Source organism: Promicromonospora sukumoe 327MFSha3.1, from assembly GCF_000385135.1.
Classification (GTDB): Bacteria; Actinomycetota; Actinomycetes; order Actinomycetales; family Cellulomonadaceae; genus Promicromonospora; species Promicromonospora sukumoe_B.
Window position 1 is genome coordinate 21,157 of the sequence record NZ_ARQM01000018.1, and the last position, 21,315, is coordinate 42,471.

At 73.0% G+C, this 21,315-nt stretch carries 18 protein-coding genes; 8 read left to right on the plus strand and 10 right to left on the minus strand.

The window, feature by feature from the left end; genetic code table 11:
* Window positions 1–199: 199 nt before the first annotated feature.
* Entirely contained in the window at window positions 200–3,871 is a 3,672-nt protein-coding gene (locus H291_RS33065) for a glycoside hydrolase family 97 catalytic domain-containing protein (protein WP_084468485.1), read from the plus strand.
* A gap of 17 nt (window positions 3,872–3,888) precedes the next feature.
* Here the strand turns inward: H291_RS33065 and H291_RS0127225 are convergent, their stop codons facing one another.
* Window positions 3,889–4,695 carry an SDR family NAD(P)-dependent oxidoreductase gene (locus tag H291_RS0127225; RefSeq protein WP_020018196.1) on the minus strand — a complete coding sequence of 269 codons (807 nt, stop codon included), beginning with the start codon at window positions 4,693–4,695 and terminating at the stop codon, window positions 3,889–3,891.
* 170 nt (window positions 4,696–4,865) lie between these two features.
* On the opposite strand from H291_RS0127225, the gene H291_RS0127230 reads away from it, so the two are divergent.
* The gene (locus tag H291_RS0127230) at window positions 4,866–5,510 is read left to right on the plus strand and encodes an RICIN domain-containing protein (protein ID WP_020018197.1); all 645 of its coding nucleotides are present in this window, start codon (window positions 4,866–4,868) and stop codon (window positions 5,508–5,510) included.
* An 81-nt stretch (window positions 5,511–5,591) separates the two neighbouring features.
* Window positions 5,592–6,032 carry a nuclear transport factor 2 family protein gene (locus tag H291_RS0127235; RefSeq protein WP_020018198.1) on the plus strand — a complete coding sequence of 147 codons (441 nt, stop codon included), beginning with the start codon at window positions 5,592–5,594 and terminating at the stop codon, window positions 6,030–6,032.
* Here the strand turns inward: H291_RS0127235 and H291_RS0127240 are convergent.
* The 3 genes from H291_RS0127240 to H291_RS31870 all read right to left on the minus strand — a co-directional run bounded on the left by H291_RS0127240 (window position 6,017) and on the right by H291_RS31870 (window position 9,776).
* Window positions 6,017–6,505: a heme-degrading domain-containing protein gene (locus H291_RS0127240; RefSeq protein ID WP_020018199.1), complete on the minus strand. Its 489-nt coding sequence runs from the start codon at window positions 6,503–6,505 to the stop codon at window positions 6,017–6,019. The genes H291_RS0127235 and H291_RS0127240 overlap by 16 nt on opposite strands.
* Window positions 6,506–6,817: 312 nt before the next feature.
* Entirely contained in the window at window positions 6,818–8,752 is a 1,935-nt protein-coding gene (locus H291_RS0127245) for a glycoside hydrolase family 76 protein (RefSeq protein WP_020018200.1), read from the minus strand.
* A gap of 268 nt (window positions 8,753–9,020) precedes the next feature.
* Window positions 9,021–9,776 (minus strand): MarR family winged helix-turn-helix transcriptional regulator, encoded by a 756-nt coding sequence (locus H291_RS31870; protein WP_020018201.1) that lies wholly within the window; start codon window positions 9,774–9,776, stop codon window positions 9,021–9,023.
* Between the two features lie 111 nt (window positions 9,777–9,887).
* On the opposite strand from H291_RS31870, the gene H291_RS0127255 reads away from it, so the two are divergent.
* Both H291_RS0127255 and H291_RS0127260 read left to right on the plus strand, forming a co-directional pair.
* Entirely contained in the window at window positions 9,888–10,466 is a 579-nt protein-coding gene (locus H291_RS0127255) for an NADPH-dependent F420 reductase (RefSeq protein WP_020018202.1), read from the plus strand.
* Window positions 10,467–10,566: 100 nt separating this feature from the next.
* Window positions 10,567–11,505 carry a VOC family protein gene (locus H291_RS0127260; protein WP_020018203.1) on the plus strand — a complete coding sequence of 313 codons (939 nt, stop codon included), beginning with the start codon at window positions 10,567–10,569 and terminating at the stop codon, window positions 11,503–11,505.
* Window positions 11,506–11,540: 35 nt separating this feature from the next.
* On the opposite strand, the gene H291_RS0127265 is transcribed toward H291_RS0127260, so the two are convergent.
* From H291_RS0127265 to H291_RS0127290, 6 genes are all read right to left on the minus strand, one after another.
* Complete coding sequence (locus tag H291_RS0127265; RefSeq protein WP_020018204.1) at window positions 11,541–12,635, minus strand: GntR family transcriptional regulator; 1,095 nt, start codon at window positions 12,633–12,635, stop codon at window positions 11,541–11,543.
* A 52-nt stretch (window positions 12,636–12,687) separates the two neighbouring features.
* Window positions 12,688–13,734, minus strand: coding sequence for a glycoside hydrolase family 76 protein (locus tag H291_RS0127270; protein WP_020018205.1), 1,047 nt, complete (start codon window positions 13,732–13,734; stop codon window positions 12,688–12,690).
* Between the two features lie 86 nt (window positions 13,735–13,820).
* Window positions 13,821–15,071, minus strand: coding sequence for an ABC transporter substrate-binding protein (locus H291_RS0127275; protein WP_026366185.1), 1,251 nt, complete (start codon window positions 15,069–15,071; stop codon window positions 13,821–13,823).
* Window positions 15,072–15,094: 23 nt separating this feature from the next.
* Window positions 15,095–16,042, minus strand: coding sequence for a carbohydrate ABC transporter permease (locus H291_RS0127280; protein WP_020018207.1), 948 nt, complete (start codon window positions 16,040–16,042; stop codon window positions 15,095–15,097).
* A complete protein-coding gene (locus H291_RS0127285; RefSeq protein ID WP_020018208.1) occupies window positions 16,039–16,926 on the minus strand; it encodes a carbohydrate ABC transporter permease in 888 nt (295 codons plus the stop codon). Before H291_RS0127285 ends, H291_RS0127280 begins: the two co-directional genes overlap by 4 nt.
* On the minus strand, window positions 16,923–18,278 hold the full coding sequence (locus tag H291_RS0127290) for a glycoside hydrolase family 125 protein (RefSeq protein ID WP_020018209.1): 1,356 nt from the start codon (window positions 18,276–18,278) through the stop codon (window positions 16,923–16,925). Before H291_RS0127290 ends, H291_RS0127285 begins: the two co-directional genes overlap by 4 nt.
* A 209-nt stretch (window positions 18,279–18,487) precedes the next feature.
* Here H291_RS0127290 and H291_RS0127295 point away from each other — a divergent pair, with 209 nt between their 5' ends.
* From H291_RS0127295 to H291_RS0127305, 3 genes are read left to right on the plus strand one after another with little or no spacing between them, the layout of a single operon-like run.
* Window positions 18,488–19,963 carry an aldehyde dehydrogenase family protein gene (locus tag H291_RS0127295; protein WP_020018210.1) on the plus strand — a complete coding sequence of 492 codons (1,476 nt, stop codon included), beginning with the start codon at window positions 18,488–18,490 and terminating at the stop codon, window positions 19,961–19,963.
* A gap of 43 nt (window positions 19,964–20,006) precedes the next feature.
* Complete coding sequence (locus H291_RS0127300) at window positions 20,007–20,768, plus strand: SDR family NAD(P)-dependent oxidoreductase (RefSeq protein ID WP_020018211.1); 762 nt, start codon at window positions 20,007–20,009, stop codon at window positions 20,766–20,768.
* Window positions 20,769–20,800: 32 nt separating this feature from the next.
* The gene (locus H291_RS0127305; protein WP_026366187.1) at window positions 20,801–21,238 is read left to right on the plus strand and encodes a VOC family protein; all 438 of its coding nucleotides are present in this window, start codon (window positions 20,801–20,803) and stop codon (window positions 21,236–21,238) included.
* The last annotated feature ends 77 nt before the right edge of the window (window positions 21,239–21,315 follow it).

A 21,315-nucleotide genomic window follows, 5' to 3' on the forward strand; every position in this document is an offset into this window, starting at 1 on the left:
GGACCGGGGCCCCGTGCCCCGGGGTGCTCGACGGTAGGTGAAAAGCACCCCTGGACCCACCGGTTTCGCCCTGTGCCGAAAGTCGGGCGCCGGACGGCACCTTGACACCTGACCTCCGCGCCGAAAAACTCACGGCAGGCTCCGTCTGCATCGAGGCAAACGCCGAGCCGGCACCGACACCGACGTCCGGGAGAGAACTGTGAGACCACGCACGCGCGCCCAGGCCGAACGGCCGCACCACCGACGAGCAGGCGGGTCGGCGCTGACCGCGGCCGCGACGGTGGTCGCCCTGCTCGTCCCGGCGACCGCCGCCACCGCGGCCACCGCCACCGCCGCCCCTGCGGCCGCGGCGCTCGACGGATACACCGTGTCCTCGCCGGACCGCTCGATCGAGGCGGCCGTCGACGTCGTCGACGGCACCCTCACGTACGAGGTCGTGCGCGACGGGACCACCACCGTCGTCGCGCCGTCGGGCCTGGGGCTCACGCTGCGCGAGCCCGCGGTGGACCTGACCGAGGGCCTGACCGTCACCTCCACCGAGCGCGACGTCGTCGACGAGACCTGGACGCCGGCCTGGGGCAACGACGCCCGGGTACGCAACCACGCGAACGAGCTCACGGTGCACGCCGTGCACGAGGCCTCGGGCGTCGAGCTGGACGTGGTCTTCCGGGTGTTCGACGACGGCGTCGGCTTCCGGTACGTCTTCCCCGAGCAGGGCGCGCTCGGCGACGGCGTCGTCGTGTCCGGCGAGACCACCCAGTTCGCGCTGCCCGCCGACCTGACGGCGTACTCCATCCCGGCGGGCACGCGCTGGAGCGCGGACGAGCAGCACTACCGCACGCAGCCGCTGCCCGACGTCGCCTCGGCGCAGACGCCGATCACGATGTCCCGGGACGACGGTCTGTTCCTGGCCCTGCACGAGGCGGCCCTGATCGACTTCCCGAGCATGACGGTGGTGCGCGGCAGCACGCCCGGCACGCTCGTCTCGGACCTGATCGCGCTGCCGAACGGCGACAAGGCGGTCATCGACGTGGACTCGGACGGCTTCGGCACGCCGTGGCGCACGCTCACCGTGGGCCGGAGCGCCGGCGACCTCGCGGCGTCGCACCTCATCGAGAACCTGAACGCCCCGTGCGCCATCTGCGACGTCGACTCGGACGACGACGGCGCGGCGGACACCACCGACTGGATCGACCCCGGCACGTACGTCGGGGTGTGGTGGGAGCTGCAGCGGCGCGACACCACCTGGAACGCCGGGCCCAGGCACGGCGCCACCACGGAGCGCATCAAGGAGTACGTGGACCTGGCCGTGCAGGCCGGTGCCAAGTACGTGCTGGCCGAGGGCTGGAACCAGAACGCGGGCGGCGAGTGGAAGGGGCAGGACTTCGTCACGCCCCAGGCCGACGTCGACATCGACGAGGTGCTGGCGTACGCGAAGGAGAACGGCGTCGGCTTCATGGCGCACAACGAGACGCGCGGCTACGTCGACTACTACGACGCGCACATGGACGAGATCTTCGACCAGTACCAGGAGTGGGGCGTCCACGCCCTGAAGACCGGGTACGCCACGCGGTTCGAGCTCGGCGGCGTGAACCGCAGCCACTACGACCAGGAGGCGGTCAAGCACTACCAGCGGGTCATCGAGTCCGCGGCGCGGCACGAGATCTCGATCAACGCGCACGAGGCGATCAAGCCGACCGGGCTGTCGCGCACCTACCCCAACATGATGACGGGCGAGGGCGTGGCGGGCATGGAGCAGCACAACTACATGGGCGCGAGCGGCAACCCGCCCGAGCAGGCCACGATCCTGCCGTTCACCCGCTGGATGGGCGGGCCCGCGGACTACACGCCCGGCGTGCTGGCCGTCACGTGGGACCCGGCGAACCTGAAGACCCGCGTGCAGACCACGACGACGGCGCAGCTCGCGCTCTACCCGACGTTCTCCAGCCCGCTGCAGATGCTGGCCGACACCCCGGAGAACTACGCGGAGCACGCAGGCGCCTTCGCCTACCTCAAGGACATGCCGACGGTCTGGGACGAGTCCCACGTGCTCGACGCCGTCCTCGGCGACCACACCGTGACGGCGCGGCGCAGCGGCACGACCTGGTACCTCGGGTCGGTCACCGACGAGAAGGACCGCACCGTCCAGGTGCCGCTGGAGTTCCTCGACGAGGGCACCACCTACGTGGCCGACGTCTACGCCGACGCCGGGGACGCGTCCTGGAAGGGCAACCCGACCGCCGTCGAGGTGACGCACTCGCTGGTGGACTCGACCGACACGATCGCGGCCTCCATGGTGGGCGGCGGCGGGCACGCCGTGAAGCTGCGGCCGGCCACGCCCGAGGACCTCGCGGAGCTGTCCGAGTACGCGCCGCCGGCGTTCACGCTGGAGGCGGCGCCGGAGGTCGACTACGACCCGACGGCCGGGACCGTGACGGTCACCGCGACCGTGCGCAACGACGGCACCACGGCGGCGCAGGCCCGGATCGCCGTCGACGGCGAGACCGTCGCCGCGGCCGCCGGCCGCGTGGGCGGGGGCGCGTCCCGGACGTTCACGTTCGACGTCGCGGCCGACGACGTCGCCTACCGCACGGCGAACTCGCTGAGCGTCGTCGGGCCCGACGGGACCGCCGGCAAGCCGGTGTCCGTGGCGCTCCTGCCGCGGCCGGACGGCACGTTGACGGAACTGCTGGACGACGAGGCCCAGAACCTGGCACCGGCGCGGGCCGCGCTGCTGCACCAGCGGGCCGAGGCCGCGCTGGACGCGGCCGCCGCGAACGACTTCTACGCCGTGCGCCGGGCCATGCAGGGGGTGCGGCACGCGGTGCTGACCTCCGGCACGGACGCCGTCGGGCCGGACGTGGCGGGCCGGATCGACGCGGTGGTGGCGCCGTACCTCGGCGGCGCGGCGGGGCTGTTCGGCATCCTCGCGCTGATCCGCGACGCCGAGCACGCGGACGCCGTCGACGGGCCGACCGCCGCGGATCTGCGCGAGCCGGCCGCCGAGGCGGTGGCGCACGCACGGGCCGGCGACTCCGCGGCCATGGACGAGTCGCTGGGCGAGCTGGCGGAACAGATCGAGGCGGCCGACGGCGACGGGCCCACCCTGGCCCGCCTGCTCGCGGCGGTGGAGGCGCAGCACGCCGAGCAGGTGTCCGAGGCCGAGACCGCGACGCTGCTGGGCGGGGCGCGCACCAACGCCGAGCACCCCGGCTACACGGGCACGGGGTTCGTCCGGGACCTGTCCAAGGCCGGTGCGGGCGTGCGGTTCACCTACGAGGCCGCGGCGCCCACCACGGTCGAGGTGTCGTTCCGGTACGCCAACGGCATGGTCGTCGCGCCGCTCGACCGGCAGCTCTCCGTCGCCGTCGACGGCGGCAAGGCGCAGCCGGTCTCGTTCCCGAACCTGGGCCAGGGCGCCGACCGGTGGCGCATCTGGGACTACTCCCCCGGCGTGCGGTTCACGCTGGCGGCAGGGCGGCACGAGATCCTGCTGCACCACACCGCCACCGACACGGGCAACGTCAACCTGGACCACCTGCGCGTCACGGCGCAGCCGGGCGTGCTGACCGAGCCCGCGGCCGACGAGTGGGGCGCCAAGGCCATCTACACGGCAGGTGACCAGGTCTCCTACGACGGCTCGCTGTGGCGGGCCTCGTGGTGGACGCAGAACCAGAAGCCCGGCGCGTCGGCGTACGGGCCGTGGCAGCAGATCGCCGAGGACTGGGACGGCACCGCGCTCTGGACGGCGTCGCGGATCTTCGACACGGGCGACTTCGTGACGCACGACGGCACGGTGTACGAGGCGAAGTGGTGGACCCGCAACCAGGCGCCGGGCGACAAGCACGGACCGTGGCGGGCGATCGGCTGACCCTCCCGCGCGCGGCGTCAGGTGGCCTCCGGATCGGCCCCCTGCGCCGCGCGTCCGCCGTCGACGGGCAGCACGGCGCCGTTGACGAAGGCGGCGGCGTCCGAGAGCAGGAAGGCGACCGCCTCCGCGACCTCCGCGCCCGTGCCGACCCGGCCCAGCGGGTGCAGGGCGGCCATCTGCGCGTCCACGCCGGGGTGCTCGCTCCGGTAGGCCGCGTAGCGGTCGGTCGCGATCGACCCGAGCGCCACCGCGTTGGTCCGGATGCCCTGCGGACCGTGGTCGACGGCGAGAGCCCGGGTCAGCGCCTCGACCGCACCCTTGGCCGTGGCGTAGGGCAGGGCGCCGCGCACCGGCCGCTGCGCCTGGTGGGACGAGACGTTCACGATCGCCCCCGGCCGCCCGTACGCCAGCAGGTGCCCGACGGCGGTGTGGCAGCCCGTCAGCGCGAGCGCGAGGTTCGCGGTGATCAGGCCGAGCACGTCGGACGGCGGCGCGGTGATCGGCGCGTCCCGGAAGATCGCGGCGTTGTTGACCCAGCCGGCCAGCGGGGCCAGCGACTCTGCGGCGTCGGCGGCCCGGCGGGCGACGGCGGGGTCGGCCGCGTCGCCGCTGACCAGCGTCACGCCCGGGTGCTCCCGGTCCAGTGTCGTGGCGACGTCGAGGACGACGACGGGGCCCTGTCGGGCGAGCCGCTCGGCGACGGCCCGGCCCACGCCCTGGGCGCCACCGGTGACGACATACGAGCGTGGGGCGGCGGGATCGGCTGGTCGGGGCCCGCTCGGGCTGATCGGGTGCCGGCTGGTGTGCTTCGGGTACGCGGCCATCCTCCGATCCTGCACCCGACGGGCGTCCGGGACCGAGTAGGGTGCGGCGCGGAGCCCCGGGGACAATCCGGGCACGGCACGGTCCGCACGAGGGGCACGGTGCCGGGTCGAGGGCGGGCAGAGCGACGGGCGGCGCGCGGGCGCCGTCGGGCAGCGAAGGGAGCACGAGGGTGTACGACCAGGTCACGGCGCCGCGCCGTACTCCGTTCGGCCTGCTCGCGTGGGTGCTCGCCGTCGTGCTCGCGCTCGGCGCGGTAGGGGGCACGGTGTGGGTGATGACGCGGGACGTGTCCGCCGCGGACGCGGCCGGGCAGGCCTCGGCGTCGCCGAGCACCGCGGTGCCGAGCCCGAGCGAGCCGACCGGCGCCGAGCCGGTCAGTGACCCGGCGAGCCCGGAGCCGTCGCCCACCCCGACTCCCCCGCCGGCGCCGACGCCCGTGACGCTGCAGAGCGTCGCCTCCGGCCGGTGCCTGGACGTTCCCGGCGGTGTTGCCACGGACGGCGCGGCGCTCCAGATCTACGACTGCAACGGGTCGGCGGCGCAGCTCTGGACGGCGTCCGCCGCCGGCGAGCTGCGCGTGCTGGACACCATGTGCCTGGACGACCCGAGCGGCGGGGCGCAGGGCACCCCGGCCCAGATCCGGACCTGTTCCGGCGGGGCGAACCAGCAGTGGACGCCGCGGGGCGACGGCACGGTGCGCAACGTCGCGACGGGCCTGTGCCTGGACGTGTCCGGCGGGGCCGTCGACAACGGCACGCCCGCGATCGTGTACGGCTGCCACGCCGGGGACAACCAGCGGTGGACGGTCGGCTGAGCTGTCGGTTTGCCTGCCGGTCGGTCTGTCCGTTGGCCGGGCGGCCGGGGGATGTCAGTGGCCGCGGGTAACTTCGCCGCCATGACCGAGCCCGCCGTCCCTGAACCCGCCGCCGACCCTGCCGCTGTCGTCCGCGCGTACTGGGAGGGCATGCAGGCACGCGACTGGGCCGCGGTGCACAGGTTGCTCGCGCCCGACGTCGTCGTCGAGTGGACGGCGAGCAACGAGCAGTTCGTGGGCCCGGACGCCGTCGTCGGCGTCAACCGGGCCTACCCGGAGGGCTGGTCCGTCCGGGTGCGCGGCATCGTGGCCGACGGCGAGCGCGTGGTCAGCGACGTCGAGGTACCGATGGACGGCGTCGGCGTGTTCCGGGTGGCCGCGTTCGCCACGGTGCGCGCCGGGCTGATCGCGATGTCGCAGGAGTACTGGATCGGTGTGGGCGACGACGAGCCGCCGGCCTGGCGCGCTCCGTTCTCCAGGCCGGCGGACGTCGCACCGCTCGGGCCTCAGACCAGCGGCTGAGCCTCGACCAGCTCGCGCAGCGCCTCGACCACGAGGGCGTGGTCGTCCTGCTGCGCCAGCCCGGACACGGTCACGACGCCGACGATGCCGACGTCCGTCACGCGGACCGGGAACGCGCCGCCGTGCGCCGAGTACTCCTGGAACGGCAGGCCGTGCGTGGCGTTGAAGTCGGTGCCCTTGGCCTTGGCCCGCAGGCCCACGAGGTAGGACGACGCGCCGAACCGGTAGACCACCGCCACCTTGCGCTGGACCCACGAGTCGTTGTCGGGCGTGGTGCCCGGCCGGGCCGCGTGGAACACCTGCTGGGTGCCCTTGCGGACGTCGATCGTCACGGGCAGGTCCCGCTCGACCGCGAGCTCGACGAGCAGGCTGCCGAGGCGCCAGGCCTGGTCGTGCGTGAAGGAGGGCAGCACGAGCTCGGCCTCCTGGGCCTCGACCTCGCTGATGATCGCGGAGACATCGGATTCGCTCATGGGGCCATCCTGCCCTGCCGTCGGCTACCGCTGGGACCCTCGCCTGCCCCGCCGCGCCGTGCCCTGCCGGCGACCCGGTCGTCGGCATCCGTCGTGGGCATCCGTCGTCGGCCTCGTCGTCGACCCCCGCCGACAGCCTCGTCGTCGACCCTCACCTTTGAGGCCTAAGTTTCTCGTCTTTGGACAGGTCCAAAGACGAGAAACTTAGGCCTCGAAAGAGATCGCCCCGATCGGTCGGGCGGACCAGTCGGGCAAAACGGTCAGACCGAGAGGTCAGGCCGAGAGGTCAGGCTGGACCGACAGGCTGGCCGGTCAGGACGTCTCGTACGTCGCCGTCACGTGGTAGACGCCGCCGCCCCAGCCGTCGGCCGGGAACGCGTCCGAGACGCGGATGTACGCGGCGTTGTCGTCGCCGAGGTGCTCGGTCAGGTCGAGCGTGTGCTCGGCCCGGTTGGAGCCGTCCCGGATCTGCTCGTCCTCCGTGAGCACCGTGGTCCAGGACTCGCCGTCCGGCCCCACCTCGACGACGTACTGGTTGTCGATCTCCAGGGTCGCCTGGGCCGACGTCGTCCCCTCGGGGAACGGGAACCGGTAGACGAACGCGCTCTCGCCGTCGGCGTAGCGGCTACCGCCGCCGCTGAAACCGGACCCGCCGGCGTCCCAGAGCCACGGGATCTCCTCGGGCGAGCCGGCCGCGAAGTCGACGACGCCCGCGACCAGCACCTCGGCGCGCGCGGTGTAGGTCAGGCCCGAGCGGGCGGTGACGGTGACGCTCACCGGGTAGCTGCCGTCGGCGGTGCCGACGGGGACCTGTACGTCCACGGGCACGGTCGCCCGCGCCGGGTCGGCGTGCCCGGTCGGGCTCAGCCGCAACGCCCGGTCCGCCGTCACCTTCCAGCCGCGCGGGCCGGAGGTCCGTACGGTCACGGGCAGTTTCTCCGGGCGGGCCGACGTCGCCGCCACCGTGACCTCCAGGCCGACCCGCGTGGCCGTGCCGGAGGCGGGCAGCACCGCCACCACCGCCGGGGCGGCGGCCGCCGAGAGGGTGCGACGCGGCTGCTCCTGCGGCACGTCGGCGATCAGCGCGCTCAGGGCGCTGGCCTGGGTGCGCCAGTCGAACACGTTGGGCTGGGTGTCGGTCGCTCCGGCCCAGCGCAGGCCGAGCCGGCCGACGACGTCGCGGTCGTTCGCCCAGATGGAGTCCGCCTGGTCGGCGACAAACTGCTGGTAGGCGGGCTCGCCCGTCGTGTCGGCCAGCTCCATCAGGTAGCGCGCGAAGATGCCCTTGAACTGCTTCTGGTTGTCGTCGCAGCTGCGGCCGGCGGCCTCGCACCACTCGGTCAGCACGCCGTCCTTGACGAGCACGTCGGACTCCAGCGCGGAGTCGGCCAGGTACCGGGCCTGCTCCAGGAGCTCCGGGTCGCCGGTGGCCCGCCACAGCTCCAGCGCCGCGCCGATGCCGAGGCCCTGGTTGTAGGTCCACACGGTGTCGTTGTTGCTGGAGCAGTCGTCGCGGAGCCCGTCGTGGACCAGCCCGTCGGAGTTGATCATGCCGCTGGCCACGTACCAGTCCCACGCCTCCTGGGAACGGTCCAGCCAGAGGGTGTCACCGGGCAGCCGGTTGTGCAGCTCTGCGGTCAGCCGGATCCACTGCCCGTTGGTGACGGCGTTCTTGTAGGTGCGCTCCTCGTTCCACCAGATGCCGCCGCCGCAGGTGCTGGTGTCCCAGAACTCGTTCATGAACTCGCCGATGGTGACGGCCATGTCGAGGTACTTCTGATCGCCGGTCAGGTCGTACGCGGTGACCCAGTTGAGCCCCCACCAGCCCGAGTCGTCGATGGCGCGGCTGGTGAAGTTGCCGTAGATCTCGTCGGTGGACCGCTCCCCCGCCGGGAACGGGCCCTTGTTCGTCTCGAAGCTGTGGTCCAGCTCGTCGAGGTAGCGCTGGTCGCCCGTGCGCTTCATGTAGTCGCCGATGGTCTGCAGCGCGACGGCGGAGTTCCACCAGCTCGACGCGAACCACGCCTTCTCCGGGTCGTAGGAGTCCATCAGCACGTCGGCGGACACCCGGGCGTCGGCCACGGCGGTGGCCGCGTCGACGTCGTCCGCCGGTGTCGCCGCGGACACCGGTACGGAAGCGGCGGGTTCGGTGGGTGGTGGCCCGGCGTGCGCCAGGGCGACCGGTTGCAGGCCGGCGATCACGGCAACGGCCAGCAGGACACGTCGGGTACGACGGAACATCGACATCGATGGGCTCCTCCCCCTGGGCGCGGCGTTGCCCCCAGGCGCTCGTGATTTCACCCAAAACCTACCGGAGAAATGGCAGCAATACACCTATTCGACGCAGACCAACCGGGTCACGTCGGGATGCGGGTGCCCGCGCCGGTCCTGCGCGCCGCGGGGGTCCGCGCGCGGCCCGCCGCGGGGCCGGCGCGCGAAGTGCGCTTCTACCCAGCCATTAGGCCGGGGATCGGCGTGATTTCGGGCCTAATGACTGGGTAGAAGCGCGCTCTCGTTACGGGCGCGGGCGGGGTGGGCCGGCTGGGCACGCCTCGGCGGCGAGCTGCTCCGGGTCGACGACGGCGGCCGGGTCCGCCGAGGCGCCGTTCGGCACGAGCCCGGCCAGGGCCGCGGGGGCGGCCAGGTCGGCCGGGTCGAGCTCGCGCACCACGGCGTCCGGTGCCACCGGGTCCGCCGCGCATGGCTCCTCGTCCGGCGCCGCCGGGTCGGCCGGGCAGTCGTCGCCCGCCGCCGACAGCCCGGCCACCGGCGCACCCGACGCCGTCGCGCCGGACGTCGCCGCCGTCACAGCCAGCCGGCGGTCCGGGTCGAGCCGCGTGAGGATCGCGAACGCGAGGCGGGCCAGGTCGTCGACGTCGCCCTCGGACAGCCCGTCGAGGATCATGCTGGACACCGCGTCCGCGTAGAGGCCAGTGCCGTCCCGGTAGACCTGGCGACCCTGGTCGGTGAGCACCGCGTTGGTCGCCCGCGCGTCCTCGGGGCAGGGCGCGCGCCGCACGAGGCCCTTGCGCTCCAGGCCCGTGACCACGCGCGACAGCCGGGCGAGCGTGGCGTTGGTGCGCGAGGCGAGGGCACTGAGCCGCAGCTTGCCGCCGTCGGCCTCCGCGAGCGCCTCCAGCAGCGTGAACTCGAACGACGTGAGGCCGGCGGGCTGCATGCGCTTGTCCAGCGCGGTGGGCAGCAGCTCCAGGAGTGCGTGCAGGCGCGCGACGGCCACCCGTTCGGGGTACCGCAGCTGCCGTTCGCTCATGCCCTCACTCTACCAGGTGGTTGCACCTACAACTAAATGGGTCTATGGTCGGTGCTTGTAGGTACAACAATCTGGTCCGGGCACCCCGGACCGCGTCCGAAGGAGCAGCACATGGCCAGCATCACGATCATCGGCACCGGCGCGATGGCGAACGCGATCGGCGGCGTCCTCGCCGGCGGCGGGCACGACGTCGCCCACATCGCCAAGGGCGAGGTCGGCACCGCGCCGGTCACGGGCGACATCGTGGTCCTCGCCGTCCCCTACCCCGCGCTGGACTCCATCGCGTCCGCCTATGCCGAGCAGCTCGCCGGCAAGGTCGTCGTGGACATCACCAACCCGCTGAACTTCGAGACCTTCGACTCGCTGGTCGTGCCCGCGGGATCCTCGGCCGCCGCCGAGCTCCAGGCCAAGCTGCCCGCCAGCCACGTGGTCAAGGCGTTCAACACCACGTTCGCCGCGACGCTCGGCGCCAAGCGCGTGGGCGACCTGCCCACCACGGTGCTGGTCGCCGGGGACGACGCCGCCGCCAAGCAGGCGCTGATCTCGGCCGTCACGTCCTCCGGCCTCGCCGCGATCGACGCCGGCTCGCTGGAGCGCGCGCACGAGCTGGAGGCCATCGGGTTCCTGCAGCTCACCCTCGCCGTCGGCGAGCAGCTCCCCTGGACCGGCGGCCTCGCCGTCGCCCGCTGAGCCTCGCTCGGCGAACCTCCCCGCTGAGCCTCGCCCGCTGAGCCGGCCCCACCAAGCCTCGCCCCCCAAGCCAAGCCACCGACCCGGACTGGAGCACACGATGGACCGCCCGACCGAACCGCCCGCCGTGCACGAGCGGGTCATCACACCGGCCATGGCCATGGACGCCGTCACCCTGCGGGTCGGCGACCTGGACGTGATGTCCACCTACTACGGCTCGGCGTTCGCGCTCGAGCCGCTGCAGGAGCGCAGCCACGGCCGCGAGGTGCACCGCGTCCTGGGGCGGGGCAGCACGCCGATGCTGCGCCTGGTGCACACCCCCGGCCTGCCCGCGGGCGACCAGCGGCAGGCCGGGCTGTTCCACACGGCCCTCCTGTTCGACGACGCCGCAGCCCTGGCCGCCACCGTCTACCGCGCGGTGCAGGATCCCCGGGGCACGTTCACGGGCTCCAGCGACCACCTGGTCAGCGAGGCGTTCTACTTCACCGACCCCGAGGGCAACGGCGTCGAGCTGTACGTCGACCGGCCGCGCGACCAGTGGGTCCGGGAGCGCGGCCAGATCAAGATGGGCAGCGCGTGGCTGGACCCGAACGCGTACCTGCGCTCGCACCTGACCGAGGCCGAGCTGGCGGCGGCGCCCAGCCGGTCGGGCCAGGTCGGCCACGTGCACCTGCAGGTGGGCGACATCCCGACGGCGCGGGCGTTCTACGTCGACGCGCTCGGCCTGGAGGCGACGCTCGCGGACTTCCCCGGCGCGCTGTTCGCGTCGGCGGGCGGGTACCACCACCACATCGCCATGAACACCTGGAACAGCGCGGGCGCCGGGCCGCGCGCGGCCAGCCTCGGGCTGGGCGACGTCGCGATCACGGTGCCGGGCCGCGAGGACCTCGACGCCCTGACCGCCCGCCTGCGGGCGGCGGCCCTCCCCTTCGCCGACGACGGCCGGTCGGTGACCGTCGCCGACCCGTGGGACACCCAGGTCACCGTGTCGGTACCCGGCACGTCCGTCGAGGACCTGCTCGCCCGCCCCACGCCCTGACGGACGCCGGGCCCCGGCCAGCCCAGCCCGGAGAATCAGCGCGTCGAGCTCCCCGGCATCAGCTCGGTGGGCAGCGTCACCTTGGTGACCTGCCCGGCGTCGCGCAGCTGCGCCAGTACGAGCCGCACGGCGTCGGCGCCCATGCGCGCCTCGTCCTGGCGGACGTGCGTGAACCGGTAGCGGGCCTGGTCGTAGAAGGCGTCCGGGTGGTCGAAGCACACGATGCCGAGGTCACCCGGGACGTCACGGCCGGCCCGCTGCGCGGCCTCCCGCAGCAGCACCGCGATGTTGTACTCCGTGGCGACCACCCCGGTCAGGCCCGGGTTCGCGGCGAGGAACTTCTCCAGCTCGGCGATGTCCTCCTCGGGCGCGACGCCGCTGCCCGGCACCGTGGAGCGCACCTGCCGGAACTGGTGCGCCGGGTCGAACGGCACGTGCCGGGTGGCGTGGGCGTCCACGACGCCGTCGAGCCGGTCCTGCACGGTCGAGACCGTGCTGGCCGCCGAGACCAGGCCCACGTGGTCGTACCCGGCGGCGAACAGCGTCTCGGCCGCCTGGCGGCCCGCCGAGACGTTGTCGGAGCAGACCGACGAGACCGGGACGCCGTCGAACACGCGGTCCAGGATGGTCACCGGGAACTGCTGGGTGATCAGCTCCAGGACCGCCGGGGGCACGTACTGCGACGAGCTCGGCTCCAGGATCAGCCCCTGGACGCCGTCCGCCACCAGCGAGCGCACCAGGTCGCCCTCGGCCTGCCCGTCCCCCAGGCTGCGCTTGACCACGAGGTTGGCCGTGGTGCCCGACGCGTCGAGCAGCCCCGCCAGCACCCGGGTGCCGAAGGTGTCGTCGAAGTCGGTCAGGACGCACCCGATCAGCGGGCTGGGCCCGCCGCCCGGGCCGGCGTCGTTCGTGGCGGTCTCGCTGACCACGACGGTGCCGAGCCGCGGGCGGCGGGTGATGTAGCCGTCGTCGCGCAGCAGGTCCATGGCGCGCTTGAGCGTGATCGCGCTGACCCCGAGCTGCTTGGTGAGCTCGGCCTCGGCGGGCATCCGGTCGCCGACGCGGTACGTGCCCGCGTGGATCGCGTCACGGAGCTTCTCGTACACCTCGAGGTAGAGCGGCTGGCTCACGGGTGCCCTTTCACCGAATCGATATATGACAGCGGAATCTACCCTGGCCAGGTCACCGCGCGGCCTCGATCGCGGCCCGCAGCTCCAGCGCCATCATCGCGCTGACCTGCGTCGAGTAGTGCACGGGCGGCCGCGCGGGCAGCCGCCAGTCGTCCCCGGCGAGCAGCGACCCGTCGCGCTGCCCCGTGGCCCACAGCGCGTCGGTGCTCGTGCGGACGAAGCCCACGAGCGGCGCGGCGTCGGGGGAGTCGAGGCCGATCCTCCCCAGGAGCGTGCCGAGGTAGCGGTACAGCACGCCCTTGAACAGGCCCTCGTCGCCGCCGGAGCCCTCGCTGCCGACGACGCCGTCCGGCGCGAGCTCGCGGATAGCCGTCGTCGCGGTCCGCACGGCCGTGGCGACGAGCTCCGGCCGGTGCAGCACCGCGTCGAGCGCCACCGCGGCCCCCACGTACAGGCCCTGGTTGTAGGTGAACCGCCACTGTGTGTCGATGCGGCCGTCGCCCTCGCGGTTGATGCCGTCCTCGACGAACCCGTCGGGCCCCACCAGCGTGGCGGTGATCCAGTCGAACGCGACGGTGCCGTGGTCCAGGTACCGCGGGTCCGGGTCGTGCCCGTGCAGCCGCGCGGACAAGATGGCGAACGGCCCGTTGGCGGGCGTGTTCTTGTAGTAGAGCTGCTGCTTGCGCCACGCGACGCTCGCCCCGTGGGTGTCGTTCCACCCGTGCTCGACGACGTGCGCCCAGATGGCCCGGGCGTCGTCCAGCGGCTCCTGCCGGCCGGTGGCCCGCGCGAGGCGCTCCAGAGCCAGCGCGTACCAGAGCATGTCGTCGAAGTAGTCGTTGAACAGCGAGCCCTCGTTGCGCGAACGCAGGTTGGCGCTGGTCGCCTCGGCCGCCGTCAGCCACTCCTGCTGCCCCGTGCGCTCGTACGCGTCGACCCGGGCGTCGATGACGTGCGCGAGCCACCAGTAGTTGAACGTCGAGTTGTCCCCGACCGGGTAGGTGTTGTCGAACAGCTGCGGCTCCGGCGCGCCGAAGAAGTGGTCCAGGCCGCGCTGGGCCAGGTCGGCACGGTCGGGCCAGGGGTTGGGGTCGGTCACGGGACTCCTCGGTGGTCGTGCGCGGTCGTGGTGCGGGATGGGCGTGTGCCGCGCGCCCCGGGCGGGGCGCGCGGCACACGGCGGGGTCACTGCGCGTTGTCGGCCAGGATCCGGTCGCCGAGCTCCTGGGCCTCCTTCAGCGCCGTGGCCGCGTCGGTCTCGCCGCCCAGGAACTTCTCCAGGGCGGGGATCAGGGCCTTGCCCTCGACGTCGGACGCGCCGGGAATGCTGGAGCGCACCTGGGCGTACTCCATGGTCTCGATGAACGCCTGGTACCGGTCGTCCTCGGTGAAGTACGGGTCGTTGGCGGCCTCGACGTTCGCGGGGATCCAACCGGAGATCTTCGCGAAGTCGACGCCGTTCTCCGGCTGGGTGGTCCACCACTTGATGAACTCCCAGGCGCCGTCGGGCTGCTGCGCGCCGGACGGGATGACCAGGCCGAACCCGCCCATCCCGGCGCCCTGGTCGCCGTCGGGGCCGACGGGCGGCTGCACGATGCCGTAGTCCACCTCGGCCTCGTCCAGCGCGGTCAGGGCCCACGGCCCGTCGTACTTGATGGCGGTGGAGCCCTCCGCGAAGGAGTCGACGCCCTCGCCGAAGCCGGGCTCGTAGACGCCGGCGTCGAGCAGCCCCTGCCAGAACTCGAGGACCTCCAGGCCCTCGGGGCTGTTGAACGCCGTGGTGGCGCCGTCGTCGGCGAACATCTGCCCGCCGGCCTGCCGGAGCCAGATGTTGAACAGGCCCGGGTCGTCCAGGGCGAAGCCGGCCACGCTCAGCTTGCCGCCGTCGCGCTCGGTGACGGCCTCGGCGGCGTCCTTCAGCGAGTCCCAGTCGGTCGGCGGCTCGACGCCGGCGTCGGCCAGGAGCTCGGTGTTGTAGAAGAGCGAGCGGTTGTCGACGAGCAGCGGCAGCCCGTAGGTCTCCCCCTCGACGACGAGCTCGCCCATGGCCTGGTCGTAGAACTGTGTGGTGTCCACGCCGTCGGCCTCGATGTACTCGTCGAGCGGCGAGAGCGCGTTCTTCGGCACGTACAGCGGGGTGTTGTACCGGTCCCAGAGGACGACGTCGGGCACGCTGCCCGACGCGAGCGCCGTCAGCAGCTTCTCCTCGACGAGCTCCTGGGCCACGTACTTGACCTCGTACTCGTCCTGCGACTCGTTGAAGGCGTCGGCCTGAGCCTGGAGCTGCTTGGCCTGGGCGCCCGACCAGGAGCCCCAGAAGGTGACCTCCTCGGGGCCGCCGCCCGAGCCGCCGTCGGCCGATCCGCAGGCGCTCAGCGCCCCGGCCATGACTGCCGCCGCGACGAGGGCCCCGGCGATCCGTGTTGCTGACCTCATGACTCTGCTCCTTTGCAGGGTGCTCACTTCGTACCCGAGTGGGCGAAGTTCTCGATGATGTAGCGCTGGGCGACCACGAAGACGAGCAGGACCGGCAGGCTCGCCAGGATCGTGCCCGCCAGCAGCGGCCCGTACTGCGTCTGGTACTCGTTGACGTATCCCGCCAGGCCCACCTGGACGGTGAGCATCTCGGGGTCGTTGAGGGCGATGAGCGGCCACAGGAAGCTGTTCCAGCCCGCCTGGAAGGTCAGCACGCCCAGGACCGCGAGGCCCGCGCGGGCCAGCGGCAGGTAGATGTTCCAGAAGATGCGGAACTCGCTCGCGCCGTCGATACGGGCGGCGTCGCCCAGCTCGTCGGGCAGCGCCTGGAAGAACTGGCGCATGAAGAACACGGCGAACGGGCCGGCGGCGAACGGGATGAGCACGGCGCCGTAGCTGTTGATGAAGCCCGCCCCGCCCTCGCCGAACAGGTCGTTGCCGCCCACCAGCGGGAAGCGGCGCAGCACCAGGAAGGTGGGGACCATCGTGATGATGCCGGGCACCATCATGGAGCCCAGGAACAGCGAGAAGACGACGCCGCGGCCGCGGAAGCGCAGCTTGGCCAGCGCGTACCCGGCCAGGCCGCCGAAGAACAGGTTGGTGGCCACCCCGCCGAGCGCGATGACCGCCGAGTTGGCCAGGTACCGCCCGAACGGGCCGTCCGTGAACAGCGCCACGTAGTTGGCCAGGGTGGGGTTGTCGGGCACCACCTGGAGGTAGGACGAGAGGATCTCGCCCTCCGGCTTGAGGGACGTGGACAGGGTCCAGACCAGCGGCAGCACGGTGGTCACGCTGATCAGCACGACGGCGATCGTCCAGACCACCTTGCCGACGACGCTCCGTGCGCTCGGGGGCCGCTTGTCCGACGTCGGCGCGGGCCTGGTCGCGAGGGCGGGCCCGGCCTGGACGGGGCCGGCCGTCACGGCGCTCACCGGTCGTTCTCCCGTCCGGTGATCCGGGCGTTGGCCACGGAGAAGACGAGGATGACCAGGAACAGCACGAAGGACAGCGCCGAGGCGTAGCCCATCTCCAGCCGCCCGAAGCCCCGGTCGTAGATGTAGTAGACGAGGGTGAGCGTCGAGTTGCCCGGGCCGCCCTTGGTCAGCACGTACGCCTGGTCGAACACCTGGAACGCGGCGATCAGCAGCAGCGTCAGGATAAGGAACGTGGCCCGCGAGATCGAGGGCCGGGTCACGTGCCAGAACACCCGGAAGGCCCCCGCGCCGTCGACGCGGGCGGCGTCGACCAGCTCCCCCGGCACGCCCTGGAGGGCGCCCAGGTAGATGATCATGTTGGCGCCGAACCCGGCCCAGACGCTCATCATGACGATGGCGACCATGGCCCACCGCGACTCGTACAGCCAGGCCGGGCCGTCGATGCCCACCCAGCCGAGCGCCGCGTTGAGCAGCCCGTACTGCGGGTTGAGCAGCCAGAACCAGATGGCGGCCGTGGCGACGGTCGAGGACACCACCGGGATGTAGAACAGGGTGCGGAAAACCCGGGCGGTGCGCGTGCTGCGGTTGAGCAGCAGCGCGGTGCCCAGTGCTACCACCAGGCCGGCCGGGACGTACAGCACCGTGTAGAGCGCGGTGTTGCGCACGGCCACCCAGAAGATCGGGTCGCCCGCGATGCGCGCGTAGTTGTCCAGGCCCACCCACTCGAAGTCGCCGATGACGGCGTAGTCGGTCAGGCTCAGCCCGACCGCCATGACGACCGGCAGCAGCAGGAACACCGCGAACAGCGCGACCGGCACGGCCAGGAAGATCCAGGCGCTGACGGTCTGCTGCCGCCGGGTGGCGCTGACGGCGGCGCTCACGGTCTGCTCTCAGGGGCCGGACGGCGGTGTGTGCGCAGCCCCGCGACCTCCAGGGCCAGCTCGCAGAACATCGAGTTGGCCCACGAGAACCACTCGCGGGTCCAGGTGCCCGGGTCGTCCGCGTGGAACGACTCGTGCACGGCGCCCGTGCCGTCGTCGGTGGCCAGGATCAGGTCCAGCAGGGCCCGCTGCTCGGCCGGGTCGGTGCTGGTCAGGCCCTGGATCGCCAGCGCGATGGGCCACACGTGCCCCTCGGGCGTGTGCGGGCTGCCGATGCCGGAGGCCGCCGTGCCGCGGTAGTAGTAAGGGTTGGCGTCGCTGAGCACCAGGTCGCGGGTCGCGGCGTACAGCGGGTCGTCGGGGGTGCACCAGCCGGTCAGCGGCAGGGACAGCAGGCTCGGGGTGTTCGCGTCGTCGGCCAGGAGCACGCCGCCCAGGCCATCCACCTCGTACGCGTACACGAGCGCACCGGCCGGGCCGGGCACCACGCCGTGCTCGCGGATGCCGCGCTCGATCTCCGCGCGCAGGTCGTCCGCCCGGGCGGCCAGGCCGGCGTCGTCCAGCACCGCGGTGGCGAGCTCCGCGAGCTGCCGCAGCGCCGTCGCCGCGAGCGCGTTGCCCGGCACGTTGTAGCCGTACCGGCAGGCGTCGTCACTGGGCCGGAAGCCCGCCCAGGTCATGCCCGTGTGGCCGACCTCGGGGCCGCGGCCGTCGCGCACCAGGGTGTCGGTGGGCGGGCAGTCGGTGCGCTCGAAGGTGTACGACGACGCCTCCGCGTGCCGCTGCTCGGTGGTCCACAGCTCGACGATCGCGCGGCCCACCTGGCCGATCTCCGCGAGGTGGTCCGTACGGCCCGTTGCCTTCCACAGGTCGTGGGCGAGCTGGACCGGGTAGGCCAGCGAGTCGATCTCGTACTTGCGCTCCCACACCCACGGCGACTGGCCCGTGGCCGGGTCGCCCGTGCGGTCCCGGTGCCCGGCCCCGGTGGGGCCGTCGTTGAACGCGTTGGCGTACGGGTCGCGCAGGATCGAGGCCTGCTGCCGCCGCGAGACGGCCGCGATCGTGTCCGCCAGGCGCTCGTCGTCGGCGACGAGGTGCAGGAACGGCGCGAGCTGCGTCGTCGAGTCTCGCAGCCACATGGCCGGGATGTCGCCGGTGATCACGAAGGCGGTGCCGTCCGGGTGCGGCGTGATCGTCCGCGCGAGCGTGTCGGCCATGCAGCGCTCGACGGCGTCCGCCACCTCGCCGCCCAGCCGTTCGCCCACCCGCGCGACCAGGTCCGCCAGGACGTCCGGGTCGTAGAGCGCGGCCGTACCGGAGGCCGGTGCCGCGCTGCCTGTCACGTAGCTCATTCGAACCCCATCGTTCGTTCCTGCTCCTGCTTCACGAGTGCTGCCGGCCGGACCCACGCTGGTCCGGCCTGTGTGAACAGTAGGAGCGAATAACTCCTATGTCAACGTTGGCAATAGGGGTAATAGGAGAAGACGTCGGTGGGGCGCTCGCGGAATACTCGGTGGTGCCCCCTCGACGACGAGGGCGGCCGCCTCGACGAGGAGCATCCATGTCAGAACGCGAGACCTCCCCCGTCCCCACCGCCGACCTGTTCGTCGACGGGCGGTACGTCCCCGCGGAGGGCGGGCGCTACACCGACTTCGTGCAGGCCCTGACCGGCAGGACCGTCGCCCGGGTGGCCGCCGCGTCGGTCGCGGACGCCAACCGCGCCGCCGACGCCGCGGCCGCCGCCCTGCCCGCGTGGTCGGGCCTGCCCCCGGCCGCGCGGCGCGAGGTGCTGCAGCGCGCCGCCGACCTGCTCGGGCAGCGCGCCGCCGAGGTCGCCGCGGTGATGGGCCAGGAGATGGGCGCGACGCGGCCGTGGTGCGAGTTCAACGTGCACGTGGCCACGGGCATGCTGGCCGAGGCGGCGGCCCAGGCCTACTCCGCCGTCGGCGAGATCATCCCGTCCGACGTGCCGGGCCTGACCGCGTACGGCGTGCGGCAGCCCGCCGGCGTGGTGGTGGGCATCGCGCCCTGGAACGCCCCGCTGATCCTGGGCGTGCGCGCCGTGGCGATGCCGCTCGCGCTGGGCAACACCGTGGTGCTCAAGGCCTCCGAGCAGACGCCGCGCACGCAGGCCGCGATCGTCGACGTCCTGCGCGAGGCGGGGGCGCCCGCCGGGGTGGTCAACCTGATCAGCAACGCGCCCCAGGACGCACCCGCCGTGGTCGAGGCGCTCGTGGCGCACCGCGCGGTGCGGCGGGTCAACTTCACCGGGTCCACGCGGGTGGGCCGGGTGATCGGCGAGCTCGGCGGCCGGCACCTGACCCGGGTGCTGCTGGAGCTGGGCGGCAAGGCCCCGTTCGTGGTGCTGCCCGACGCCGACCTGGCCGAGGCGGCCGCCGCCGCGAGCTTCGGCGCCTTCATGAACCAGGGGCAGATCTGTATGTCGACCGAGCGCGTGATCGTGGACCGGTCCGTGGCCGACGACCTCTCCGCGCGGCTCGCGGCCCGCGCCGCCGGCCTGGCCGTGGGCGCGCCGGACGACCCCGAGTCGCAGGTGGGGCCGATGGTGCACGCCGCGGCGCGCGACCACGTGCTCGACCTGGTCGCCGACGCCCAGCAGCAGGGCGCCGAGGTGATCGCCGGCGGCACGGCCGACGAGCTCTACCTGCGGCCCACCGTGGTCCGCGGGGTGCGCCCCGGCATGCGGCTCTACTCCGAGGAGTCGTTCGGGCCGGTCGTGTCGATCACCGAGGCCGACGGCGCCGACGACGCCGTCCGGATCGCCAACGACACCGAGTACGGGCTCTCGGCGGCGGTGTTCGGTCGGGACGTGACCGCCGCGCTCGACGTCGCGCGCCGCATCCGCTCCGGGATCTGTCACGTCAACGGCGCGACGGTGCACGACGAGCCGCAGATGCCGTTCGGCGGCGTGGGTGCCAGCGGGTGGGGGCGGTTCGGCTCACGGGCCGCGGTCGAGGAGTTCACGGAGCTGCGCTGGATCACGGTCCAGGCGGGGTCGCGGGCATACCCGATCTGACGGGTAGCCTGCGGCGGTACGTCCCCGACGAAAGGCCCTGGTCATGACGCGTGAGCTTCCCCTGGACGGCCGGACCGCCGTCGTCACCGGCGCCGCCCGGGGCATCGGCGAGGCCACGGCCCGGCGGCTCGCCGAGGACGGCGCCGGCGTCTTCCTCGTGGACGTCTCCCCCACCGTGCTGGACCTGCGGGACGAGCTGCGCGCCGCCGGGTTCCGGGCGTCCGCCTCGGTGATGGACGTTGCCGACGAGGCTGCCTGGGCCGATGCCGTCGCTGCCTGCCGCGCGGAGCTGGGCCGGCCGCAGATCCTGGTGAACAACGCCTATGCGGGCCGCATCGCCACGCTGGAGGACACCCCGCCGGAGAGCTGGGACCGCCAGATCCGGGTGACGCTCACGGGCGCCTACCTGGCGACGCGCGCGCTGCTGCCCGACCTGTCGGCGTCGGGCAACGGTGCGGTGGTGATGGTGTCCTCGGTGCACGCGCACTTCGGGCTGCCGGGCCGGGCCGCGTACGCGTCGGCCAAGGCGGGGATGACGGGCCTGGCCCGCCAGCTCGCGGCCGAGTACGGCCCGGCGGTGCGCGTGAACAGCGTGCTGCCGGGGCCGGTGCTCACGCCGCACTGGGACGGCGTCGGCGAGGCCGAGCGGGCCGGCGCGGCCGCGGCGACGGCGCTGGGACGGCTGGGTGAGTCGTCGGAGGTGGCCGACGCGATCGTCTACCTCTGTTCCGACCGCGCGTCGTTCATCACGGGCGTGGAGCTCAACGTCGACGGCGGCTGGAGCGTCACCAAGGAATCAGTGTGATCCCGGAGCTGTCGGCGTCCTATGGTGTGCCGATGACGACAGTGCAGCCGGTCCAGATCACCTTCGACTGTGCCAGCCCCGAGCGCGTGGGCCGGTTCTGGTGCGAGGCGCTGGGGTACGTCCCGCCGGACCCGACGGAGGACGGCTTCGCCACGTGGGAGGAGTACACCCTCTCGCTGCCCGAGGAGAAGCGGGACTCGTGGTTCGGCGCGAGCGACCCGAACGGGGTGGGCCCGCGGCTGTTCTTCCAGCGCGTGCCCGAGGGCAAGGTCGTCAAGAACCGGGTGCACCTCGACGTCAAGGTCGGCCGGGGCCTGGTGGGCGACGAGCGCCTGGCCGCCCTGGAGTCCCACGCCGTCCGCCTGGAGGCGATCGGCGCGACGCGCGGGGTGCTGCTGCTGGCCGACGGCGAGAACGAGTCCTGCCAGAACATGCAGGACGTCGAGGGCAACGAGTTCTGCCTGGACTGACGCCCGAGGCTCCCTGGCCGGCGCAAACTGCCGACCACCGCTGAACCCCCTCCTTTGAGGCCTAAGTTTCTTCGCTT

Excerpts from the sequence above, each read along its gene's own strand:
- H291_RS0127225 (WP_020018196.1), bottom strand. The coding sequence starts at position 4,695 with ATGGCCGCGTACCCGAAGCACACCAGCCGGCACCCGATCAGCCCGAGC.
- H291_RS0127235 (WP_020018198.1), top strand. The coding sequence starts at position 5,592 with ATGACCGAGCCCGCCGTCCCTGAACCCGCCGCCGACCCTGCCGCTGTC.
- H291_RS0127240 (WP_020018199.1), bottom strand. The coding sequence starts at position 6,505 with ATGAGCGAATCCGATGTCTCCGCGATCATCAGCGAGGTCGAGGCCCAG.
- H291_RS0127245 (WP_020018200.1), bottom strand. The coding sequence starts at position 8,752 with ATGTCGATGTTCCGTCGTACCCGACGTGTCCTGCTGGCCGTTGCCGTG.
- H291_RS31870 (WP_020018201.1), bottom strand. The coding sequence starts at position 9,776 with ATGAGCGAACGGCAGCTGCGGTACCCCGAACGGGTGGCCGTCGCGCGC.
- H291_RS0127255 (WP_020018202.1), top strand. The coding sequence starts at position 9,888 with ATGGCCAGCATCACGATCATCGGCACCGGCGCGATGGCGAACGCGATC.
- H291_RS0127260 (WP_020018203.1), top strand. The coding sequence starts at position 10,567 with ATGGACCGCCCGACCGAACCGCCCGCCGTGCACGAGCGGGTCATCACA.
- H291_RS0127275 (WP_026366185.1), bottom strand. The coding sequence starts at position 15,071 with ATGAGGTCAGCAACACGGATCGCCGGGGCCCTCGTCGCGGCGGCAGTC.
- H291_RS0127290 (WP_020018209.1), bottom strand. The coding sequence starts at position 18,278 with ATGAGCTACGTGACAGGCAGCGCGGCACCGGCCTCCGGTACGGCCGCG.
- H291_RS0127295 (WP_020018210.1), top strand. The coding sequence starts at position 18,488 with ATGTCAGAACGCGAGACCTCCCCCGTCCCCACCGCCGACCTGTTCGTC.
- H291_RS0127300 (WP_020018211.1), top strand. The coding sequence starts at position 20,007 with ATGACGCGTGAGCTTCCCCTGGACGGCCGGACCGCCGTCGTCACCGGC.
- H291_RS0127305 (WP_026366187.1), top strand. The coding sequence starts at position 20,801 with ATGACGACAGTGCAGCCGGTCCAGATCACCTTCGACTGTGCCAGCCCC.